The sequence below is a fragment of the Pseudoflavonifractor sp. BSD2780061688st1 E11 genome, assembly GCF_005844125.1.
Taxonomy (GTDB): domain Bacteria; phylum Bacillota; class Clostridia; order Lachnospirales; family Lachnospiraceae; genus Sellimonas; species Sellimonas catena.
In genome coordinates, this window is record NZ_SPHM01000019.1 from 22,784 (window position 1) to 43,030 (window position 20,247).

Sequence of the window (20,247 nt, forward strand, 5' to 3'; positions counted from 1 at the left end):
CTTCCCTTATACATCCAGATTCTTCACGTATTTCGCATTTTCCTCGATGAACTCACGTCTCGGTTCGACCTTGTCTCCCATCAGAGTCGTAAATGTCAGATCCAGTTCCGAGGATGTCTCTTCATCCATCGTCACACGGATCAGAATTCTCTGTTCCGGATCCATCGTCGTCTCCCAGAGCTGATCTGAATCCATCTCACCAAGTCCTTTGTATCTCTGGATCTTGTTATTCTGGTCACGTCCCACTTCCGCGAGAATGGATGCAAGCTCCTCATCGCTGTACGCATACCAGACTTTTTTATTTTTCTCAAGTTTGTAAAGCGGCGGTTTTGCAAGGTATACATGTCCTTCTTTGATCAGATCCGGCATAAACCGGTAAAGGAATGTCAGAAGCAGGGTACTGATATGTGCCCCGTCCACATCCGCATCGGTCATGATGATAATCTTGTCATACCGTAGCTTGCTGATATCAAAATCTTCATGGATTCCGGTTCCGAAAGCTGTAATCATAGCCTTGATCTCCGCGTTTGCGTAAATCTTGTCCAGTCGTGCCTTCTCCACATTCAGAATCTTACCACGAAGCGGCAGAATCGCCTGGGTCGTACGGTCTCTCGCCGTCTTTGCGGAACCGCCGGCGGAGTCTCCCTCTACAATGTAGATTTCACAGTTTTTCGGATCCTTGTCGGAACAGTCCGCAAGCTTTCCAGGCAGAGACATGCCTTCCAGCGCCGACTTTCTTCTTGTCAGATCACGCGCTTTTCTCGCTGCCTCTCTCGCTCTTTGTGCCATCACAGACTTCTCAATAATTGTCTTTGCCACAGCCGGATTCTGCTCCAGGAAAATCTCAAGCTGGGAGCTTACGATACTGTCGACCGCTCCTCTTGCCTCGCTGTTTCCAAGCTTCTGCTTTGTCTGTCCCTCAAACTGAGGCTCCGGAAGTTTAACACTGACAATGGCAGTCAGTCCTTCCCTGATATCTTCACCGCTCAAGCTCTGCTCATTTTCCTTGATCAGTTTATTCTTCTTTGCATAAGCGTTGAACGTCTTTGTCAGAGCATTACGGAATCCCACAATATGAGTACCACCTTCCGGTGTTGTAATATTATTGACAAACCCGTATGTACTCTCTGTGTAGGAATCGTTATGCTGCATTGCAACCTCCACATACACATCATCTCTTGTGCCCTCACAGTAGATAATCTGCTCATAAAGAGGCTGCACGCTTCGGTTTAAATAGCTTACAAATTCGCGGATTCCTCCTTCATAGTGGAAGGACTCCTCCCGTTTTTCCTCTCTGTCGTCTTTTAATGTGATCTTCAGATTTTTTGTAAGGAATGCCATTTCACGGAGACGCTGTCTTAACACTCCGTAATCAAACACTGTCTCCTCAAAAATCGTCTCGTCCGGAAGGAAAGTGACTTTCGTTCCGGTTTTATCAGGGTCACATTCCCCGATTACAGTCAGCGGAGTGACGACCTTGCCTCTCTCATAACGCTGTTCATGAATTTTGCCGTCTCTCCATACTTCTACTACAAGCCAGTCTGAAAGCGCATTGACAACGGATGCCCCTACTCCGTGAAGACCGCCGGATACCTTGTATCCTCCGCCTCCGAATTTTCCGCCGGCATGAAGTACCGTAAATACGACTTCCACGGCAGGAAGCCCGGATTTATGGTTGATGCCGGTTGGAATGCCTCTTCCGTTGTCAATGACTGTCACGGAATTATCCGCGTTGACCGTCACTTCGATCGTATCACAAAATCCCGCAAGCGCCTCATCCACCGCATTGTCCACGATTTCGTACACAAGGTGGTGAAGTCCTCTTGCAGAAGTGCTGCCGATATACATTCCTGGTCTTTTGCGGACCGCCTCCAACCCTTCCAAGATCTGGATTTGATCTCCACCATATTCTGCGCTCATACTGATCCTCCTATTAATTTTCATTTGTTACATGTCCATTCTGGACAAGGAACACTTTATTGATTGAAAAACGATGATTCACGAACTCTTCCACACCGGTACAGGTGATCAGAGTCTGAATATCGTGTATGCTGTCTAATAAATAGTTTTGCCTGTGTTTATCAAGTTCAGACAACACATCATCCAAAAGTAAAACCGGCGTGTCATGAATCACCCGCTTTACGATCTCAATCTCCGCAAGCTTCAGGGAAAGTGCCGCTGTACGCTGCTGTCCCTGAGAACCGAACTTCCGGATGTCCATATCATGGATCCGAAAGCAGATATCATCCCGGTGTGGACCCGCAGAGGTACTCTTCATCCGGATATCCCGCTCCCGGTTCTTTTTCACCGCCTCCTCAAGGGACATCTCCCCTGTGGACGGTTCGTACTCCATGACAAGCCGTTCCTTTCCCCCGGTCAGCTTTTCATGTATCTCTCCGACGATCTCATTGATCTCCCGGATAAACTTCCGCCTTCCTTCCATGACCAGCTCCCCGTACCGGATGAGCTGCAGATCCCAGATGTCCAGCGTATCTCTTAAATTATCCTGAAATGCCATCTCTTTTAACAGTCGGTTCCTCTGGTTGACCACCCGGTTATAGTCCGCCAGGTTGTTCAGATAGATCTTATCGAGCTGGGAGAGCTCCAGATCCATGAACCGTCTCCTCTGAGCCGGACCATCCTTGATAATATTCAGATCCTCCGGTGAAAAAAACACCAGATTAATGATCCCGAACAGTTCGCTTGCACGTTTCACCGGCATCCGGTTGATGGCCGCCCCCTTCGGGCTGTTTTTTTTCAGATGGATATCGATTCGAAAAGGAACCCCATTTTTCAGAACCTCGACCTCAATATGGGATTCCTCTTTTCCAAACGAAATCATATCCCTGTCCTTTGTTCCGCGGTGCGACTTCGTCGTGCCCGCAAGGTAGACCGCCTCAAGAATATTCGTCTTTCCCTGGGCATTATCCCCGTGAAAAATATTTGTGACAGGATGAAATTCAAGATTTAAAAGTTCATAATTTCTAAAATTTTTTAATTTCAATGACTGGATGATCATGCCGCACCTGTCCGCTATTTCTGTATTTTGATTTCCTGTCCGTCGAAGGATACGACGTCCCCGTCATACAGCTTTCTTCCGCGTCTTGTGTCGACACTTCCATTGACCTTCACAAGGCCGTCCTGGATGACTTCTTTCGCCTCTACCCCGGATTCACAAAGTCCGGCGGCTTTCAGCGCCTGTCCAAGTTTGATAAATTCATCCCGAAGTGTAATTGTCTCCATCTGGTAACCTCTTTCCTTTAGATTGCGTTAAAGTTGACCGGAAGGATCAGATATACATAACTTTCCTTCTCATCCTTGATAAAGCATGGAGCCTTCGCATTCATAAAGTAGAGCGCGACATCCTCGTCATCGATCACTCTCAGGGCATCGATCAGGAATTTCGGATTGAATCCGATCAGAAGATCCTTTCCTTCTTTTGTGATAAAAATCTCCTCATCCATGGATCCAAGCTGTGACTGAATCTTCAGCTCCATTGTTTCGTCGCCGATCTGAATGATGATCGGACGCTTGTCTCCTTCTTTTACAAGAAGCGTTGCACGGTCAATACAGTTTAACAGTTCTTTTTTATTAATGTGTACCTTCGTCTCATAATCGCTTGAGAGCATCTGCTCAATGCGGAAATACTCTCCCTCGATCAGACGGGATACGACAACAGTCTGATCAAATTCAAATACAATATGATTTTCTGCAAAGTAAATCTGTACTTCGCTCTCGGCATCGCCGGATAAAATCTTGCTGATTTCTGTGAGTGTCTTTCCTGGAACGACAACTTTTTTATGGTCATAGTTGTCTTTCAGCTCAATCTTCCGGATGGAGATTCTGTGACCGTCCAGTGAAACTACTTTCAGAATGTTATCTTCTACTTCAAACAGCTCACCGGTCATCAGCTTGTTGCTCTCTGTATCAGCAATAGAAAAGATTGTCTGGCGGATCACTTCTTTTAATGTATATTGTGATACCAGAATGGATTCGTTCTTTTCAATATATGGAAGGTAGGCGAAATCACTTCCGGATTTTCCGGCAATCTGAAATTTCGCTTTCTCACAGGTAATTAATGTTTGTTCATTTTCATCCGTTGTGATAACGATTTCACTATCCGGGAGCTTTCTGACAATTTCAGAAAAGATTTTTGCATCCAGAGCAATCATACCAGGCTGTACAATTTCACCTTCGATAATTGTTTCGATTCCAAGTTCCATATCATTTGCTGTCAGTTTGATTATATCGTTTGTCGCATCAATCAAAATACATTCCAGAATCGGCATTGTTGTTTTAGAAGGAACTGCTTTGGAGACGATTCCCACACCTTTTGCCAGATTGGATTTTGTGCAGATAATTTTCATGTGTATAACTCCTTTCGCTGAGCCAGATAAATTTTTATATATAAGATATCCGCATTCGCCGCCTTAGGATGTGTGGATATGTGCATAACCTGTGCAAACCCGCGCCAGTTCGTGGATTCCGGGATGGAAATCTTCGTTGAACGGGCTTGGATTTCATGAGGATGAATGCAGGAAAATCATCAAAGCGGACTGATTTTCTTTTGAATGATACTGATTGTATTTTTCAGAGAATCATTGTTTTCCATATCTTTCGACACTTTATCCACACCATGTTTCACAGTCGAGTGGTCTCTTCCGCCAAGTAAGGATCCGATCATTTTCAGAGGGGTGTCTGTCATGGAACGGCAAAGATACATGGCAATATGGCGTGCGCTTGTTGTCTTTGCATCGCGGCTTGCGCTCTTTAAGTCCGCTACAGAGATCCCGAAATGTTCGGAAACTGTTTCGATGATCAGTTCCGGCGTGATCTTCCGGTTTTCATCCGGCGAGATCAGATCTTTTAAAGCCTCGGCTGCAAGTGAAATATTGATCTCTTCGTTCTTTAATTTATACAGTGCGATCAGTTTGTTAAGAGAACCTTCCAGCTCCCGGATGTTGGATTTGATGTTAGTCGCAATAAACTGCAGAACATCTTCCGGAATATGGTAGCGTTCCAGCTGATCGGATTCGATTTTTTTCTTCAGAATTGCCATTCGGGTCTCGTAATCCGGAGCCGAAATATCAGCGATGAGTCCCCACTCAAACCGGGTACGAAGCCGTGCCTCCAGTGTTTCGATATCCTTAGGAGGTTTGTCCGAGGAAATGATGATCTGTTTTCCGGCCACATGCAGGTGATTGAATGTGTGGAAAAACTCTTCCTGGGTACTCTCCTTTCCTATAATAAACTGGATATCGTCAATCAGGAGCACATCGACATTTCTGTATTTATCACGAAAAGCAGTCATCGGAAGTTCGTTTCCCGTTTTACCGCTTCTGAGGGATTCGATCAGCTCATTGGTAAAGGCCTCACTTGTCACGTAGAGAACCTTTTTCTTCGGATCTTTTTCCAGAATAAAATGAGCAATCGAATGCATCAGATGGGTTTTCCCAAGTCCTACACCTCCGTAGAGGAATAAAGGATTGTATACTTCACCCGGTGATTCTGCAACTGCAAGGGATGCGGCATGGGCGAAATTGTTGTTTTTGCCGACGACAAAGGTATCAAATGTATAGCGCGGGTTTAAGTTTGCACGCTCTATCATAAGAAGATTGTCGTTTTTCTTTGTGTGTGCCGCTGCTTTTTTCTTGTGAGCATTTGCTATTTCTTCTACCTTTTCCAGTTCGCTCGGGTTATCCGGAATAAATTTGACATCATACTCGATTCCGGTAATTTCAGCGATCGAAACTTTAAATGGAAGGAGGTATTTTTTCTCTATGTAATCGATATAATCACCGGTCCCATCTAACGTCACGAGAATATAGACGGTATTTTCAATTACATCATAGACTTTTAATGGAAGAATCCATGTTTTAAATGAAACGTCGGAAAGACTATGCTCAAGTCTTAAATTTTCAATTATTTCATTCCATTTTTCTGTTACGATGTCCATTTTGATGACTCCTAATCTTATTGTTTTAGTACTGTCCGCCTGTCAGAGACGTCTGATCAGGACATGACTGAAAAGCACAGCAAAAAACACCCGACACAAAAAAAACGGGCCGGATTTTCGCTGCGATCTCGTGAAATAAATAGATTCACTCCCTTATATATTACAACAAAAAGATTTCAAGTGCAATGTAAAATCGATGTGGATAAGATTTTGAACAGTGGAAAACCGCATGAAACCGGAAAAAAAATGACGAATTTAGCAGAATCCAACATGTTTTCCACACAAAATCACAAAATTATCCACAAAATGTTGAAAACATGTGGAAATCAGCGTGTAAAGCATTCCAGAGCAGATAAAATTGTCCCGGTCCTGTGGAAAGGAGCTGTATAACTGTGGATCCTTGTGAAAAAACGTAAAAAAATCACGGAATTACTTGACTTGCAGGGGGTTTTTGACTATAATCAGACGTGGTGTCTTTTAGCAAAGAACGATATTAATGTACTTATATTTATATATATAAGTTTCAGGTTAAGGAGGTGGAAAGTAATGAAAATGACATTTCAGCCAAAGAAACGTTCCAGAGCGAAAGTTCATGGATTCAGAGCAAGAATGAGCACGGCAGGCGGAAGAAAAGTTCTCGCAGCCAGAAGAGCAAAAGGAAGAAAAAGATTATCAGCGTAGGCCGCATATATGTGGCCTTTTCTTCTATACAGAATGAAGAAAAGGCGGATAATCTGCGTACCGTAGAACATATCAGGAGCATACGGCAATGCAGTTTTCAGAATCATTGAAAAAGAACAGGGATTTTCAGCTGACCTATAAAAAAGGAAAATCCTATGCAAACAGATATCTTGTCATGTATGTCAGAGAGAATGGTACCTCGGGCAACAGACTGGGACTTTCAGTCAGCAAAAAGGTAGGGAACAGTGTAGTCCGTCACAGGGTTACACGGCTATTGAGAGAAAGTTATCGACTGCAGGAAGAGCATTTCCGGCGTGGATATGACATAATTATCATTGCACGGGCTTCGGCAAAGGACAAAAGCTATCAGGAAATAGAAAGTGCAGTGGTCCATCTCGGAAAACTTCATCATATATATTTACAGGACACACAGCAGGATTCTTCGGATAAGGGAAATGAAATGGAGATGAAACGATGAAAAAACTGTTGCTTGCAGTAATTCGTTTTTACAGAAAGCATTTATCAAAGTACAAGCTGCCGACACAGCACTGTATTTATACGCCGACCTGTTCGGAGTACGGACTGGAGGCAATCGAGAAGTACGGAGCCTTAAAGGGAGGACTTCTTACGGTCTGGAGAATACTCAGATGTAATCCGTTCCACCGGGGAGGATACGATCCGGTACCGTAATTAAATAATACCTGAATATGGAGGAGAACTGATGGAAGGTTTATTATTGACACAGTCATCGGCTCCGATCGTCGGCCAGATTTCCTGGCTTCTGGGGCATCTGATGAACGGAATTTTCAGTGTGCTTAGTAATGTATTCCATATTGAAAATATTGGTCTTTGTATCATTATTTTTACAATCATTATCTATACACTGCTTCTTCCATTGACGTACAAACAGCAAAAGGCGTCAAAACTGACCGTTGTAATGAATCCGGAGCTTAGAAGGATTCAGAACAAATATAAGAACAAAAAAGACCAGGCATCGATGATGAAGATGCAGGAAGAAACCAAGATGGTCTATGAGAAATACGGAACTTCCATGATGGGAGGCTGTTCGCAGCTTTTGATCCAGCTGCCGATTCTGTGGGGTCTGTTTTATGTAATCCGTAATATCCCGGCTTATGTAGACGGAATCAAAGAAGTTTACATGCCGCTCGTAAATCAGCTTTTGTCCACCGAAGGCGGACAGGCGGCAATGGAGGCGCTTGGTAAGACGAATGCGATTGCAATGGATCCGTCCAGATATAAATTCAGCCAGCCCAACGTTATGGTGGATGCGCTTTACAAATTTCAGGAAAGCAGCTGGGATACTCTGGCCGACAAACTGCCGGATCTGGAGTCGCTGATCCGTTCTACTCAGGATAGTCTGACACATTTGAATTCTTTCCTCGGAATCAATATTGCGGAAACTCCACTGAATATTTTCATGAATTCGATTCAAACAGGAGCTGTTATAGCGGCAATCCTGGCTCTGTCTATTCCGATTATTTCGGCATTGACACAGTATATCAGTATGAAACTTTCACCGACGGCAGCGCCGACAGAAAATGACAGCAGTGACGATTCCATGGTAAATTCCATGAATGCAATGATGAAGATCATGCCGTTATTTTCAGTGATAATGTGTTTTACATTCCCTTCCGGTATCGGACTTTACTGGATCGCCAGTGCAGTAGTACGTATGATTCAGCAGCTTGCTATTAATAAATATCTTTCCAGGATATCGATTGAAGAACTGATTGAGAAGAATCAGAAAAAAGCGGCGAAAAAGAGAGAAAAGAAGGGCACAAACGCACAGAAACTTTCTGAGATGGCTCAGGTTCACGCAAGAAGCATTGAAGAGCCAAAACAGAAAAAGATGACAGAAAAAGAAAGAGAAGAAGCCTTACAAAGAGCGGCTGAGAAGAGCAAAAACGCAAAATCAGGAAGCCTCGCAGCGAAAGCAAATCTGGTAAGACAGTATAATGAAAGTAATCATAAAGACAGTCAAAAGAAGTAAGAGATGAAGAAAGAGGTTATCAGGATGGGTGAAATTACAGTATCAGCAAAAACAGTGGATGATGCAATTACAGAAGCCCTGATCCAGCTTGGTGTTACAAGTGATATGCTGGAATACGATGTAATTGAAAAAGGAAGCAGCGGTTTTCTTGGAATCGGAAGCAAACAGGCTGTCATCCGTGCATGGAAAAAGAAAACAGTAGAAAAAGAAGATGAATTAGAAGAGCTTAAAGAAGAAATCCAGGAGGTCATCTCTGAGGTAAAAGGCGAAGAAAAAGCAGTAAAACCGGAGATGAAATCCGAGGTAAAAGAGAAAAAACCGCGCAGAGAAAAGAAAGAGCGGAAAGAAAAAAGAGAAAAAGAAGCGGCTGAAGTGAAAGAAGTAAAAGAAACAAAGCCGGTTCAGGAGAGTAAAAAGCTCGCAAAAGTGCAGGATGAGACAATTGCAGCATGTGAGAAATTCCTCACAGACGTGCTTCACGCAATGGATATGGAAGTTAAAATTTCATCCCGTATTGATGAAGAGGGCGCCCTCGAAATCGTGATGGATGGAAAGAATATGGGAATCCTGATCGGTAAGAGAGGTCAGACACTGGATTCTCTTCAGTATCTTACAAACAGAGTAGCAAACAAGACACAGGATGGATATGTGAGAGTGAAGCTGGATACAGAAGACTACAGAAGAAGAAGAAAAGAAACTCTCGAAAATCTTGCGAAAAACATTGCCTACAAGGTAAAGAGAACGAAGAAACCGGTTGCTCTGGAACCGATGAATCCATACGAAAGAAGAATTATTCATTCTGCTCTTCAGGCAGACCGTTATGTGACGACACACAGTGAAGGAGAAGAGCCTTACAGAAGAGTCGTAGTAACCTTAATCAGAAATAAGTAAAGATAGAAAAAGGGCTGATTTCCATGACAACAGGAGAATCTGCCCTTTTTGTTTTTTGAACAGGAAAATATTTCCAGTGCAGAATATGCAGGAACAAGAGAGGGTGCAGACATGATGAAAGTAACGGAGACAATCGCAGCGATCTCGACAGCCATGTCGGATTCCGGAATCGGAATTGTAAGGATCAGCGGACCGGATGCATTTGAAATTGCAGACAGGATCTATAAAGGAAAGAAAACACTTTCCTCGCAGCCATCTCATACCGTACATTATGGGTGGATCAAGGACGGGGAAAATACGATAGATGAAGTGCTGGTGATGCTTATGAGAGGACCGCACAGCTATACAGGAGAAGATACCGTGGAAATCGACTGCCACGGGGGAGTCTTTGTCGTCAGAAAAATACTGGAAACCGTACTGAAAAACGGCGCCAGAGCTGCTGAACCGGGTGAATTTACAAAGAGGGCTTTCCTGAACGGAAGGATGGATCTGTCGCAGGCAGAGGCGGTCATAGACGTCATTCATTCCAAAAATGAGTATGCCCTGAAGAATTCAGTCAGTCAGTTGAAAGGAAGCGTACAACGCAAAATCAGCGCCATGAGGGAAGAAATTCTGTATCATACAGCCTACATTGAGTCTGCCCTGGATGATCCGGAGCATATTTCTCTGGACGGATACGGAGATATCCTTGTGGAAAAAGTAGAGGAATTGTTGAAAGAACTGAAAAAACTGATCGATACTGCGGATAACGGCAGGATGATGCAGGAAGGAATCCGGACGGTGATCGTAGGAAAGCCAAATGCAGGGAAGTCCTCTCTTCTGAATGCGCTGGTAGGAGAAGAGCGGGCCATTGTGACGGAGATTGAGGGGACGACAAGGGATATTCTGGAAGAGCACATCCAGTTAAACGGAGTCAGCCTGAATATTATGGATACGGCCGGAATCCGAAAGACAGAAGATGTGGTGGAAAAAATCGGCGTCGACCGGGCGAAAAATCAGGCGGAAGATGCGGATTTGATTATTTTTGTAGTTGACTCATCGCGAAATCTGGATGAAAATGATTTTGAGATCATGGAGATGATCCAGGATAAGAACGTGATTGTTCTGTTGAATAAGTCGGATCTTGAGACAAAGGTGACAAAAGAAATGATCCAGGAACATCTGGATAAGCCGATGATTGAGATTTCAGCAAAGGAAGAAGAGGGAATCTACGAACTGGAACAGACCGTAAAGGAGATGTTTTTCCGGGGCGAGATTGCTTTTAATGATGAAGTCTATATTACGAATGTGAGACAGAAAGAGGCTCTGGAACAGGCCTTTACAAGCCTGAAACAGGTAAAACGAAGTATCGAAGACGGCATGCCGGAGGATTTTTATACGATTGATCTGATGGATGCATACGAAGCACTTGGAAGTATTACGGGAGAAACGATAGGAGAGGATCTGGTTAATGAAATATTCAGTAAATTCTGTATGGGAAAATAAAGACGTGTACGATGTTGCCGTAATCGGCGCCGGACATGCGGGCTGTGAGGCGGCCCTGGCGGCGGCAAGACTTGGGATGAGGACGATTGTCTTTACGGTCAGCATGGAAAGCGTGGCGATGATGCCGTGCAATCCGAATATCGGTGGAACATCAAAGGGGCATCTGGTAAAAGAGGTGGATGCTCTCGGCGGAGAGATGGGAAAGGTCATCGACCGCACATTTATTCAGTCAAAAATGCTCAACCGTTCCAAAGGGCCTGCGGTTCATTCATTGAGAGCGCAGGCGGATAAACAGGAGTACAGCAAGGCCATGCGTATGGTGCTGGAAAACCAGCCGGGGCTGGATTTAAAGCAGGCGGAAGTGGTGGATATTCTCGTGGAAGACGGGAAAGTTACCGGAGTACAGATCATCTCCGGTGCCATATACCGCTGTAAGGCCGTAATTCTCTGTACAGGGACGTATTTGAAGGCGAGGTGTATTTATGGTGATGTCAGCATAGAAACCGGCCCAAACGGCCTTCAGGCGTCCACATACCTGTCTGACTGCATGAAGAAGCTCGGTGTATCAATGTACCGTTTTAAGACAGGAACTCCGGCGAGAATCGACCGCAGATCGATTGATTTTTCCAAGATGGAAGAGCAGAAGGGAGACGAAAGAATTACACCGTTTTCCTTTACAACAGATCCGGAATCGGTGCAGAGAGAGCAGATTTCCTGCTGGCTGACGTATACGAATGAAAAAACCCATGAAATCATCCGGAATAATCTGGACAGATCCCCTCTGTTTTCCGGCGCGATCGAGGGAACCGGACCGAGGTATTGTCCGTCTATCGAAGACAAGGTCGTAAAATTCGCAGATAAAAACAGGCATCAGGTATTCATCGAACCGGAGGGAGAATATACGAATGAGATGTATATCGGCGGAATGTCCAGTTCTCTCCCGGAGGATGTACAGTATGAGATGTACCGTTCTGTACCGGGGCTGGAGCATGCGAAGATTGTGAGAAATGCCTATGCGATTGAGTATGACTGTATCGATGCAAGACAGCTTTATCCGACGCTGGAATTTCGGAAGGTGGAAGGGCTCTACAGTGCCGGACAGTTTAACGGAAGCTCCGGATATGAGGAGGCTGCGGCACAGGGACTTGTAGCGGGCATCAATGCGGCGCAGAAGATTCTTGGCAGGGAACAGCTCATTCTGGACCGTTCCCAGGCTTATATCGGTGTTCTCATCGATGATCTGGTTACAAAAGAGAGCCATGAACCATACAGAATGATGACCTCCAGGGCAGAATACCGCCTCCTGCTTCGTCAGGACAATGCGGACCAGAGACTGACGAAGATTGGGCATGAAATCGGGCTGGTTTCAGAAGAACGGTATGAAAAGCTTCTGGAAAAGGAAAAAATGATTACATCTGAGATAGAACGAGTAGAACATGTAAATGTAGGAACTAGTGAAAAAGTACAGAATCTGTTAATACAGTATGGAAGTACTCCGCTGAATTCCGGAGCAACCATTGCGGATCTGATCCGGAGACCGGAGCTTCATTACAATATTCTGGCTTCAATTGATGAAAACAGGCCGCAGATTCCGGAAGAAGTGGCAGAGCAGGTTGATATTAATATTAAATATGACGGATATATCAAGCGGCAGATGCGGCAGGTGGAACAGTTCAAGAAGATGGAGAAAAAGAAAATACCGGAGGATATTGATTATAACGATGTGAAAAGCCTTCGGATTGAGGCAGTGCAGAAGCTGAGCGCGCAGCGTCCGGTATCCATCGGACAGGCATCCAGAATATCCGGGGTTTCACCGGCAGATATTTCCGTGCTGCTGGTCTATCTGGAGTCCATGAGACGGGCTTAACGGGAAAGGAGAAGAAGAGTGGATAAGGTGTTTGAAGCAAGATTAAAAGAGATCGGTCTTTCCCTGACGGACAGACAGTACGAACAGTTTGATCAGTATTATGATATTCTGGTGGAATGGAACAAGGTAATGAATCTCACCGGAATTACAGAATATGAGGAAGTGAATGAAAAGCATTTCCTGGACAGCCTTTCGATTGTCAAAAGCTGTGATATGACAAAGGTATCATCATTGATCGATGTGGGGACCGGAGCCGGATTTCCGGGAATTCCGCTTAAAATCGTCTTTCCGGAGATCAAAGTTGTGTTGCTGGATTCATTAAATAAAAGAATCCGTTTTCTGAATGAGGTAATTGCAAAGCTGGGACTTAACGGAATTGAAACGATCCATGGAAGAGCAGAAGATTTCGCTAAAAAGGCGGATTATAGAGAAAAGTTTGACCTTTGTGTATCGCGCGCAGTGGCAAATCTGGCCACTTTATCGGAATATTGCCTTCCTTATGTAAAAGTTGGCGGCTATTTTGTACCGTATAAGTCGGAAGAAGTGGATGAAGAAGTAGAACAGGCACGCAATGCGGCAAAAATTCTTGGAGGAACAATCGAAGAAGTGTATAAGTTCAAGCTGCAGGGAACCGAGATTGGCCGTTCATTCATTAAAATTAAGAAAATCAAATCTACGGCAAAGAAATATCCGAGAAAAGCAGGCCTGCCTGCAAAAGAGCCATTACAGTAATAAAAAAATGAGTGTTTCACGTGAAACACTCATTTTTTTTGTTATTTTGGATCAAGAAGGATCTCAACCTGTTCGCAAAATTCTTCCGGTTTTTCAATGTGAGGATAGGCTTTTGTCTCTCCCATGGAGACAATTTCGATTGACGGAAGGTATTTTTGATACTGGGATGCTTTCTCATTAAAGAGAGGATTCTCAGCACCGGTAATAATAAAGATACTGTGTGTGATCCTTGAAAGGAATGGTGCAAGGTTCACATTCGTATAGTTTCCGCGGATGCTTGCAAACAGGTATCTGGAATGCATATGATCCAGATGAGCAGACTCATAATAGGTATTGACCATAAGCTCATCGATCTGAGCAGGATCAAAGAATGCTTCTTCCGATTTTGCGGCAATCCGTCTCCGGCAGAACAAGATATTATAAAGGAAAGTGCCAAGCAGTGGCATATTGATAAAGTGATATAATAATTTGCTGCGCTTGGAAGGTATTTTAGCCAACTCATGCAGGCTCTGCGGATTAACGAAGATCATTTTATCAATTAGTTCCTGGCTGGAGGTTGCTGTCATTGCTACAAGAGGAGCAGAAGCACCAGTGGCGATGACATCTACAGGTTCATGGACTACATGTTTGATAAAATCGGAAATCATCTGTACATACAGAAAATTGGTATAGGTCAGGTTTGGCTTATCTGACTGACCACATCCGAGAAGATCTACCGTATAAACAGTATGCTCCCTGGAAAGTAAAGGAACAATGTGAGACCACTCTACAGATGAGCTTGCCGGAGCAAGATCGTGGAGCAGCAGCAAAGGCTTCCCAGTGCCGCATTTTCTATAATGAATCTTCCCAAAACGCCATTCATAATCAGATTCATTCTCTTTGTGAAGCAGATTATGCAGTGTAGAGAGATGATGAATCGTTCTGTTTATAATATGTATTGTAGCTGCACATAAGGCAGTCAGGATAACAAAAGATCTTATTTTTTTCTTCATAAATTCGGCCAACTTTCATAGTTATTCTTATGATATATTATACTACATTGGATAGAGCAAGAAAAGAAGTGAATGTATGAAATTTTCGACACGATTCTTGTTTTGGTTATTGCTCATCGAGAATTCAAGGCGCAGTGGCTTGGTGCAAAAAGAAAATGTTTCACGTGAAACATCATGTGTTTGAGGGACGATTTTAGCTTGAAGACAAAGACCTGGTTTTGTTCCAAAATGTTCCACGTGAAACATTTTTGCCGAAATCGGAGCTGCACAGCTGAATTGACACGAGTTTCTTGATGTTCCACGTGAAACATTCTGCTGAAATTTGAGTTATGGAGCTGAATGAATACGAAATTTTTTTGTTTCACGTGGAACATTTCACCGAAATCTGAACCACATAGCCGAATCGTTACGAATTTTTCATGTTTCACATGAAACATTATATAGATTATAGAAATAAAAAATGTTATAATAAGGCTTATGAAAGAAAGGTGAAGTATAAATGGGTAGAATAATTGCGGTTGCCAATCAGAAAGGCGGCGTCGGCAAGACGACAACAGCTATTAATTTATCCTCGTGTCTGGCGGCAAAAGGACAGAAAGTATTGGCGATTGACATGGACCCGCAGGGAAATATGACCAGCGGGCTGGGGGTAGAGAAAGATCAGGTGGAAAATACAGTCTATGATCTGATCATTGGAAAAGCAGGAATTGAAGAGGTTCTGTGCAAAGAAGTGATTGAAAATCTGGACGTGCTTCCTACAAATATTGATTTGTCGGCCGCCGAAATCGAAATGATTGGAGTGGAAAACAAAGAATATATCCTCAGAGATGAGGTGGCAAAGATAAGAGAAAATTATGATTATGTGATTATCGACTGCCCTCCGTCTTTGAATATGTTGACAATCAATGCGATGACGACAGCTGACAGTGTACTGGTCCCGATTCAGTGTGAATACTATGCACTGGAGGGGTTAAGCCAGCTCATCCACACAATTGAACTTGTGCAGGAAAGATTGAATGAAAATCTGAAGATGGAAGGCGTTGTATTCACAATGTATGACGCGAGAACAAATCTTTCACTTCAGGTAGTGGAAAATGTAAAAGATAACCTGGAACAGACGATCTACAAGACCATCATTCCGAGAAATATCAGACTTGCTGAGGCGCCAAGCTATGGCATGCCGATTAATCTGTATGATCCAAAGTCAACCGGAGCAGAGAGTTATATGCTATTGGCAGATGAAGTGATTCATAAAGGAGAAGAAGAATGACAGCGAAAAGAAGTGGATTAGGAAAAGGCCTTGGAAAGGGACTGGACAGTCTGATCCCGGATAACCGTTCGGCCAAAAAGAGTACGCCTGCAAAGGAAAAAACAGAAGAAGCGGTATCAACTGGAGAAAAACTGGTGAAAATCAATATGATTGAACCAAACAGAGAACAGCCGAGAAGAAATTTTGAGGAAGATTCCCTTCTGGAACTTGCAGAGTCGATCAAGCAGTTTGGAGTGCTGCAGCCGCTTCTTGTACAGAAAAAGGACGGATATTATGAAATTATCGCCGGAGAACGGAGATGGAGGGCAGCTAAGCTGGCCGGAGTCAAGGAAGTGCCAGTGATTATAAGAGAATATTCAAAACAGGAAGTCGTTGAGATTGCTCTGATAGAAAACATTCAGAGAGAAAACCTGAATCCAGTAGAAGAAGCACAGGCATATAAAAGACTGATGGAAGAGTTTTCCATGAAGCAGGATGAAATCGCGGAGCGTGTCGGAAAGAGCAGAACAGCAGTAACGAATTCGATCCGTCTCCTGAAGCTGGATGAAAGAGTACAGCAGATGCTGATTGACGATATGATTTCAAGTGGACATGCAAGGGCACTGCTTGCTTTGGAAGATAAGGAAGAACAGTATGCGGCTGCCACTCAGGTTTTTGATGAAAAACTGAGTGTAAGAGAGACAGAAAAGCTGATCCGTGAATGGAATAAACCAAAACCGGAGAAAAAGAAAGTAAAAAAGGAAAATGATTTTATTTACCATGATCTGGAGGAAAAAATGAAAGGAATCATGGGAACGAAAGTCAGCGTCAACAGAAAGGCAAATGGCAAAGGAAAAATAGAAATAGAGTATTATTCTGACGAAGAACTGGAAAGACTGTTTGAGATGATCATGAGTATTAGAGAGGAAGTCAGATAAGATGCAGAGTAAAATTCTGGAATCGATAGGTATTGATCCGGCATATATTCTGATTGTCATGTTTCTGATTCTGATTATACTGGGAGCTTTTCTTGTGAGTCTCAACATGAAGTATAATCGACTGAAAAGAAGCTATTCCCGGTTTATGCGAGGAAGCGACGGGAAGACGCTGGAAGATAATATCCGGCGTCACCTGGAAGAAATGGAGAGGATTGAAGAACTTTCCGGACAGAATCAGATGGAACTGCGGTCATTAAAAGAAAAAATCAGTGGAAGTATTCAGAAAACGGGACTGGTGCAGTACGATGCTTTTAATGAAATGGGCGGGAAATTGAGCTTTGCGTTTACGATACTGGATGGAGAAGACAATGGCTGGATCTTAAATGCCATGCACAGCAGAGAAGGATGTTACATTTATATAAAAGAAATTGTGAACGGAGAATGTCACACAGAACTTGCCGAGGAAGAGGCGGAATCACTGGAACAGGCTATGTATGGTGATTCAGAGGAACTGGCAGGAATAGAATAAGGAAGGAAGAGTTTAAAATGTTAGATATTAAGTTTGTCAGAAGTAACCCGGATGTAGTAAAAGAAAATATCAAAAAGAAATTTCAGGATGAGAAACTGCCGCTGGTAGATGAAGTACTGGAACTTGACAAGAGAAACCGTGAAATCAAACAGGAAGTAGAAGCGCTGCGAGCAGATAAGAACAAAATTTCAAAACAAATCGGTGCCTGCATGGCTCAGGGAAAGAAAGAAGAAGCGGAAGAACTGAAAAAACAGGTGGAGGCAAATGCCGGAAGAACAGCTGAACTTTCTGCAGAAGAAAAGGAAGTAGAAGAGAAAATCAAAAAGATCATGATGGTGATTCCGAATATCATTGATCCGTCTGTACCAATCGGGAAAGATGACAGCGAAAATGTAGAGCTGGAACGCTTCGGAGAGCCGGTTGTTCCGGACTATGAGATCCCATATCATACAGAAATCATGGAAAAATTCAATGGAATCGATCTGGAAAGCGCCGGAAAAGTGGCAGGAAACGGTTTCTATTACCTGATGGGGGACATTGCAAGGCTTCACTCAGCGGTAATCTCTTATGCAAGAGATTTTATGATTAACCGCGGATTTACTTACTGTGTACCGCCGTTTATGATACGCAGCAATGTCGTGACCGGAGTAATGAGCTTCGCAGAAATGGATGCAATGATGTATAAGATTGAAGGAGAAGATCTGTACCTGATCGGAACAAGTGAACACTCCATGATTGGAAAATTCATTGATTCCATGCTTCCGGAGGAGACACTTCCGAGAACACTGACCAGTTATTCTCCATGCTTCAGAAAAGAAAAAGGGGCACACGGAATTGAAGAGCGTGGTGTATACAGAATACATCAGTTTGAAAAGCAGGAAATGATTGTTGTATGTAAACCGGAAGACAGTATGGAATGGTATGAAAAAATGTGGAAAAACACAGTAGATTTCTTCCGCACTCTGGATATCCCGGTACGTACACTGGAATGCTGCTCCGGAGATCTTGCGGATCTGAAAGTGAAGTCCTGCGATGTGGAAGCATGGTCTCCAAGACAGAAAAAATATTTTGAAGTAGGAAGCTGCTCCAACCTTGGAGACGCTCAGGCAAGACGTCTTGGAATCCGTGTAAAAGGACAGGACGGAAAGAAATATTTTGCACATACACTCAATAACACAGTAGTAGCGCCGCCAAGAATGCTGATCGCATTTCTGGAAAACAATCTTCAGGCAGATGGCTCTGTGAAGATTCCGGAAGCGCTTCAGCCTTACATGGGTGGAATGAAGGAAATCAGATAATGCATAAATATTCAAAAGCAATCGGGTTCGGAGGTGATATCTCCGGATCCATGATGAGAAAAGTGGAAGAGGAAGTCCGCAGAGAATTCACCTCCCATGAAAGAATGATACTGGATGAAGATACCGATTACTGTGAATTCCGAAAGATTCTTGGAGAGCGTCTGGAACTGGCCATGTACGGTGTAATGGATCTGGACGAAAACTTTGAAAAAGAATACAGCGTGCCTGTATTTCAAGGAAAAGGAATCACCACATACGCGGATGTTATTGTAGAGAAAAAGATTGACAAAGAGGCTTATATAGGCATCTGCGAGGATGCCAGAGTGGACATTTCCCTGATGTTTTATCTTCAGAATCCGATGGAGTATGTAAGAGAACTTCAGTCTGGAAATCTCAGCAAAAAGAAAACATCCGTGACGCTCGCGGGACTTGCATATGATGGTACTGTTCTGTTCCCTGTCACAAAAAATGAAAAGGACAAAAAGGAACAAAGAGAACAGTTCCGGGACCGGATGATGCTTGTAAGCGCCGCCAGAAAAGGCGATTCCGAGGCAATAGAGACACTGACACTCAAAGATATGGATACGTACCAGAAAGTGTCCAAAAGAGTGGTTACAGAGGATATTTTCAGTATTATAGACACGTATTTTATGCCGTACGGCGTAGAATGTGACCTGTATTCAATCATGGGTGAAATCCTGGATATGGATCTGGTTATCAATGAGGTGACAAGGGAAAAAATCATGATTCTCACACTGGATGTCAATGAAATGATTTTTGATGTCTGCATTCCGAAAGCCAATATACTGGGAGAACCGGCAGTGGGAAGAAGGTTCCGCACGAATATCTGGCTCCAGGGTAAAATTAATTTTTCATAAAAGCTTCACAACACCCCCGGGATATGGTATAATCAGGGGTGTTGTGACAATTATGTTTCCGTAGCTCAGCAGGATAGAGCGACCGCCTCCTAAGGTTATGCTCTACCGGCCGCCTTACGATGAAAAGTGATCGTTACCAATTTTAATTGAATAGATGTCTCTGTAGCTCAGCAGGATAGAGCGTTCGCCTCCTAAGAGAAAGCCGAGGCATTCCCCAAAGGGAAAAAATGAAAAACAACTTTCAGTTCGAATCTATTCTGAAAAATGCTAATGGTGACAACAAAGCATTCCCCAAATTGGGGAACGTTCCAATGTTACCAAATCGAAAAAATCTGTAGATTGACAACTCGAAATAGAGTTGATAATCTTATATATGGCCGAAGGGAAAAATCCCAGAAACCCAGTAAAATCAAGGGTTTGCGGCATGTGTCGTCATAGCTCAGCTGGATAGAGCACTCGCCTCCTAAGAGAAAGCCGAGGCATTCCCCAAAGGGAAAAAATGAAAAACAACTTTCAGTTCGAATCTATTCTGAAAAATGCTAATGGTGACAACAAAGCATTCCCCAAATTGGGGAACGTTCCAATGTTACCAAATCGAAAAAATCTGTAGATTGACAACTCGAAATAGAGTTGATAATCTTATATATGGCCGAAGGGAAAAATCCCAGAAACCCAGTAAAATCAAGGGTTTGCGGCATGTGTCGTCATAGCTCAGCTGGATAGAGCACTCGCCTCCTAAG

General features: G+C 43.5%; 19 protein-coding genes. 13 read left to right on the forward strand and 6 right to left on the reverse strand.

Going from position 1 to position 20,247, the window contains the following annotated elements; genetic code table 11:
- Positions 1–6: 6 nt before the first annotated feature.
- The 5 genes from gyrB to dnaA all read right to left on the reverse strand — a co-directional run bounded on the left by gyrB (position 7) and on the right by dnaA (position 5,956).
- Positions 7–1,920, reverse strand: a complete 1,914-nt coding sequence (gene gyrB / locus FGQ85_RS09970; RefSeq protein ID WP_087166507.1) for a DNA topoisomerase (ATP-hydrolyzing) subunit B — start codon at positions 1,918–1,920, stop codon at positions 7–9.
- Between the two features lie 13 nt (positions 1,921–1,933).
- Positions 1,934–3,019 carry a DNA replication/repair protein RecF gene (gene recF / locus FGQ85_RS09975; RefSeq protein ID WP_087166508.1) on the reverse strand — a complete coding sequence of 362 codons (1,086 nt, stop codon included), beginning with the start codon at positions 3,017–3,019 and terminating at the stop codon, positions 1,934–1,936.
- A 14-nt stretch (positions 3,020–3,033) separates the two neighbouring features.
- Positions 3,034–3,243 carry an RNA-binding S4 domain-containing protein gene (locus FGQ85_RS09980; RefSeq protein WP_087166509.1) on the reverse strand — a complete coding sequence of 70 codons (210 nt, stop codon included), beginning with the start codon at positions 3,241–3,243 and terminating at the stop codon, positions 3,034–3,036.
- A gap of 17 nt (positions 3,244–3,260) precedes the next feature.
- On the reverse strand, positions 3,261–4,367 hold the full coding sequence (gene dnaN / locus FGQ85_RS09985; protein ID WP_087166510.1) for a DNA polymerase III subunit beta: 1,107 nt from the start codon (positions 4,365–4,367) through the stop codon (positions 3,261–3,263).
- Between the two features lie 179 nt (positions 4,368–4,546).
- Entirely contained in the window at positions 4,547–5,956 is a 1,410-nt protein-coding gene (gene dnaA, locus FGQ85_RS09990) for a chromosomal replication initiator protein DnaA (protein WP_087166511.1), read from the reverse strand.
- Positions 5,957–6,502: 546 nt separating this feature from the next.
- Here dnaA and rpmH point away from each other — a divergent pair.
- From rpmH to rsmG, 8 genes are all read left to right on the forward strand, one after another.
- The gene (rpmH, locus tag FGQ85_RS09995; RefSeq protein WP_024733939.1) at positions 6,503–6,637 is read left to right on the forward strand and encodes a 50S ribosomal protein L34; all 135 of its coding nucleotides are present in this window, start codon (positions 6,503–6,505) and stop codon (positions 6,635–6,637) included.
- An 88-nt stretch (positions 6,638–6,725) separates the two neighbouring features.
- Positions 6,726–7,115, forward strand: coding sequence for a ribonuclease P protein component (rnpA, locus tag FGQ85_RS10000; protein WP_087166513.1), 390 nt, complete (start codon positions 6,726–6,728; stop codon positions 7,113–7,115).
- Positions 7,112–7,327, forward strand: coding sequence for a membrane protein insertion efficiency factor YidD (gene yidD, locus FGQ85_RS10005; protein ID WP_087166514.1), 216 nt, complete (start codon positions 7,112–7,114; stop codon positions 7,325–7,327). The genes rnpA and yidD overlap by 4 nt, the downstream gene beginning before the upstream one ends.
- Positions 7,328–7,358: 31 nt before the next feature.
- Positions 7,359–8,648: a YidC/Oxa1 family membrane protein insertase gene (locus FGQ85_RS10010; protein WP_138373373.1), complete on the forward strand. Its 1,290-nt coding sequence runs from the start codon at positions 7,359–7,361 to the stop codon at positions 8,646–8,648.
- 24 nt (positions 8,649–8,672) lie between these two features.
- A complete protein-coding gene (gene jag / locus FGQ85_RS10015; protein ID WP_087166907.1) occupies positions 8,673–9,539 on the forward strand; it encodes an RNA-binding cell elongation regulator Jag/EloR in 867 nt (288 codons plus the stop codon).
- 114 nt (positions 9,540–9,653) lie between these two features.
- Complete coding sequence (gene mnmE, locus FGQ85_RS10020) at positions 9,654–11,024, forward strand: tRNA uridine-5-carboxymethylaminomethyl(34) synthesis GTPase MnmE (protein ID WP_138373382.1); 1,371 nt, start codon at positions 9,654–9,656, stop codon at positions 11,022–11,024.
- Positions 10,990–12,891: a tRNA uridine-5-carboxymethylaminomethyl(34) synthesis enzyme MnmG gene (gene mnmG / locus FGQ85_RS10025; RefSeq protein ID WP_138373374.1), complete on the forward strand. Its 1,902-nt coding sequence runs from the start codon at positions 10,990–10,992 to the stop codon at positions 12,889–12,891. The genes mnmE and mnmG overlap by 35 nt, the downstream gene beginning before the upstream one ends.
- 18 nt (positions 12,892–12,909) lie before the next feature.
- Complete coding sequence (rsmG, locus tag FGQ85_RS10030; RefSeq protein WP_087166517.1) at positions 12,910–13,623, forward strand: 16S rRNA (guanine(527)-N(7))-methyltransferase RsmG; 714 nt, start codon at positions 12,910–12,912, stop codon at positions 13,621–13,623.
- A 41-nt stretch (positions 13,624–13,664) separates the two neighbouring features.
- Here the strand turns inward: rsmG and FGQ85_RS10035 are convergent, their stop codons facing one another.
- Entirely contained in the window at positions 13,665–14,615 is a 951-nt protein-coding gene (locus FGQ85_RS10035; RefSeq protein ID WP_138373375.1) for an alpha/beta fold hydrolase, read from the reverse strand.
- 499 nt (positions 14,616–15,114) lie between these two features.
- Here FGQ85_RS10035 and FGQ85_RS10040 point away from each other — a divergent pair, with 499 nt between their 5' ends.
- Genes FGQ85_RS10040 through FGQ85_RS10060 form a run of 5 tightly spaced genes read left to right on the forward strand, consistent with a single transcriptional unit; the run spans position 15,115 to position 19,507 of the window.
- Positions 15,115–15,885, forward strand: coding sequence for an AAA family ATPase (locus tag FGQ85_RS10040; protein ID WP_087166519.1), 771 nt, complete (start codon positions 15,115–15,117; stop codon positions 15,883–15,885).
- On the forward strand, positions 15,882–16,802 hold the full coding sequence (locus FGQ85_RS10045) for a ParB/RepB/Spo0J family partition protein (protein WP_087255195.1): 921 nt from the start codon (positions 15,882–15,884) through the stop codon (positions 16,800–16,802). Before FGQ85_RS10040 ends, FGQ85_RS10045 begins: the two co-directional genes overlap by 4 nt.
- Before the next feature lies 1 nt (position 16,803).
- On the forward strand, positions 16,804–17,331 hold the full coding sequence (locus FGQ85_RS10050) for a DUF4446 family protein (RefSeq protein ID WP_087166521.1): 528 nt from the start codon (positions 16,804–16,806) through the stop codon (positions 17,329–17,331).
- Between the two features lie 17 nt (positions 17,332–17,348).
- Positions 17,349–18,629, forward strand: coding sequence for a serine--tRNA ligase (gene serS, locus FGQ85_RS10055; protein WP_087255192.1), 1,281 nt, complete (start codon positions 17,349–17,351; stop codon positions 18,627–18,629).
- Positions 18,629–19,507 carry a DUF3881 family protein gene (locus tag FGQ85_RS10060; protein WP_087166523.1) on the forward strand — a complete coding sequence of 293 codons (879 nt, stop codon included), beginning with the start codon at positions 18,629–18,631 and terminating at the stop codon, positions 19,505–19,507. Before serS ends, FGQ85_RS10060 begins: the two co-directional genes overlap by 1 nt.
- Positions 19,508–20,247: the final 740 nt, after the last annotated feature.

Bases quoted from the DNA above. Each gene is read 5' to 3' on its own strand.
- FGQ85_RS10010 (WP_138373373.1), top strand. From the start codon at position 7,359: ATGGAAGGTTTATTATTGACACAGTCATCGGCTCCGATCGTCGGCCAG.
- dnaA (WP_087166511.1), bottom strand. From the start codon at position 5,956: ATGGACATCGTAACAGAAAAATGGAATGAAATAATTGAAAATTTAAGA.
- rpmH (WP_024733939.1), top strand. From the start codon at position 6,503: ATGAAAATGACATTTCAGCCAAAGAAACGTTCCAGAGCGAAAGTTCAT.
- mnmG (WP_138373374.1), top strand. From the start codon at position 10,990: ATGAAATATTCAGTAAATTCTGTATGGGAAAATAAAGACGTGTACGAT.
- mnmE (WP_138373382.1), top strand. From the start codon at position 9,654: ATGAAAGTAACGGAGACAATCGCAGCGATCTCGACAGCCATGTCGGAT.
- FGQ85_RS10050 (WP_087166521.1), top strand. From the start codon at position 16,804: ATGCAGAGTAAAATTCTGGAATCGATAGGTATTGATCCGGCATATATT.
- FGQ85_RS10045 (WP_087255195.1), top strand. From the start codon at position 15,882: ATGACAGCGAAAAGAAGTGGATTAGGAAAAGGCCTTGGAAAGGGACTG.
- gyrB (WP_087166507.1), bottom strand. From the start codon at position 1,920: ATGAGCGCAGAATATGGTGGAGATCAAATCCAGATCTTGGAAGGGTTG.
- yidD (WP_087166514.1), top strand. From the start codon at position 7,112: ATGAAAAAACTGTTGCTTGCAGTAATTCGTTTTTACAGAAAGCATTTA.
- FGQ85_RS10060 (WP_087166523.1), top strand. From the start codon at position 18,629: ATGCATAAATATTCAAAAGCAATCGGGTTCGGAGGTGATATCTCCGGA.
- recF (WP_087166508.1), bottom strand. From the start codon at position 3,019: ATGATCATCCAGTCATTGAAATTAAAAAATTTTAGAAATTATGAACTT.
- FGQ85_RS10040 (WP_087166519.1), top strand. From the start codon at position 15,115: ATGGGTAGAATAATTGCGGTTGCCAATCAGAAAGGCGGCGTCGGCAAG.
- FGQ85_RS09980 (WP_087166509.1), bottom strand. From the start codon at position 3,243: ATGGAGACAATTACACTTCGGGATGAATTTATCAAACTTGGACAGGCG.
- dnaN (WP_087166510.1), bottom strand. From the start codon at position 4,367: ATGAAAATTATCTGCACAAAATCCAATCTGGCAAAAGGTGTGGGAATC.
- FGQ85_RS10035 (WP_138373375.1), bottom strand. From the start codon at position 14,615: ATGAAGAAAAAAATAAGATCTTTTGTTATCCTGACTGCCTTATGTGCA.
- serS (WP_087255192.1), top strand. From the start codon at position 17,349: ATGTTAGATATTAAGTTTGTCAGAAGTAACCCGGATGTAGTAAAAGAA.
- jag (WP_087166907.1), top strand. From the start codon at position 8,673: ATGGGTGAAATTACAGTATCAGCAAAAACAGTGGATGATGCAATTACA.
- rnpA (WP_087166513.1), top strand. From the start codon at position 6,726: ATGCAGTTTTCAGAATCATTGAAAAAGAACAGGGATTTTCAGCTGACC.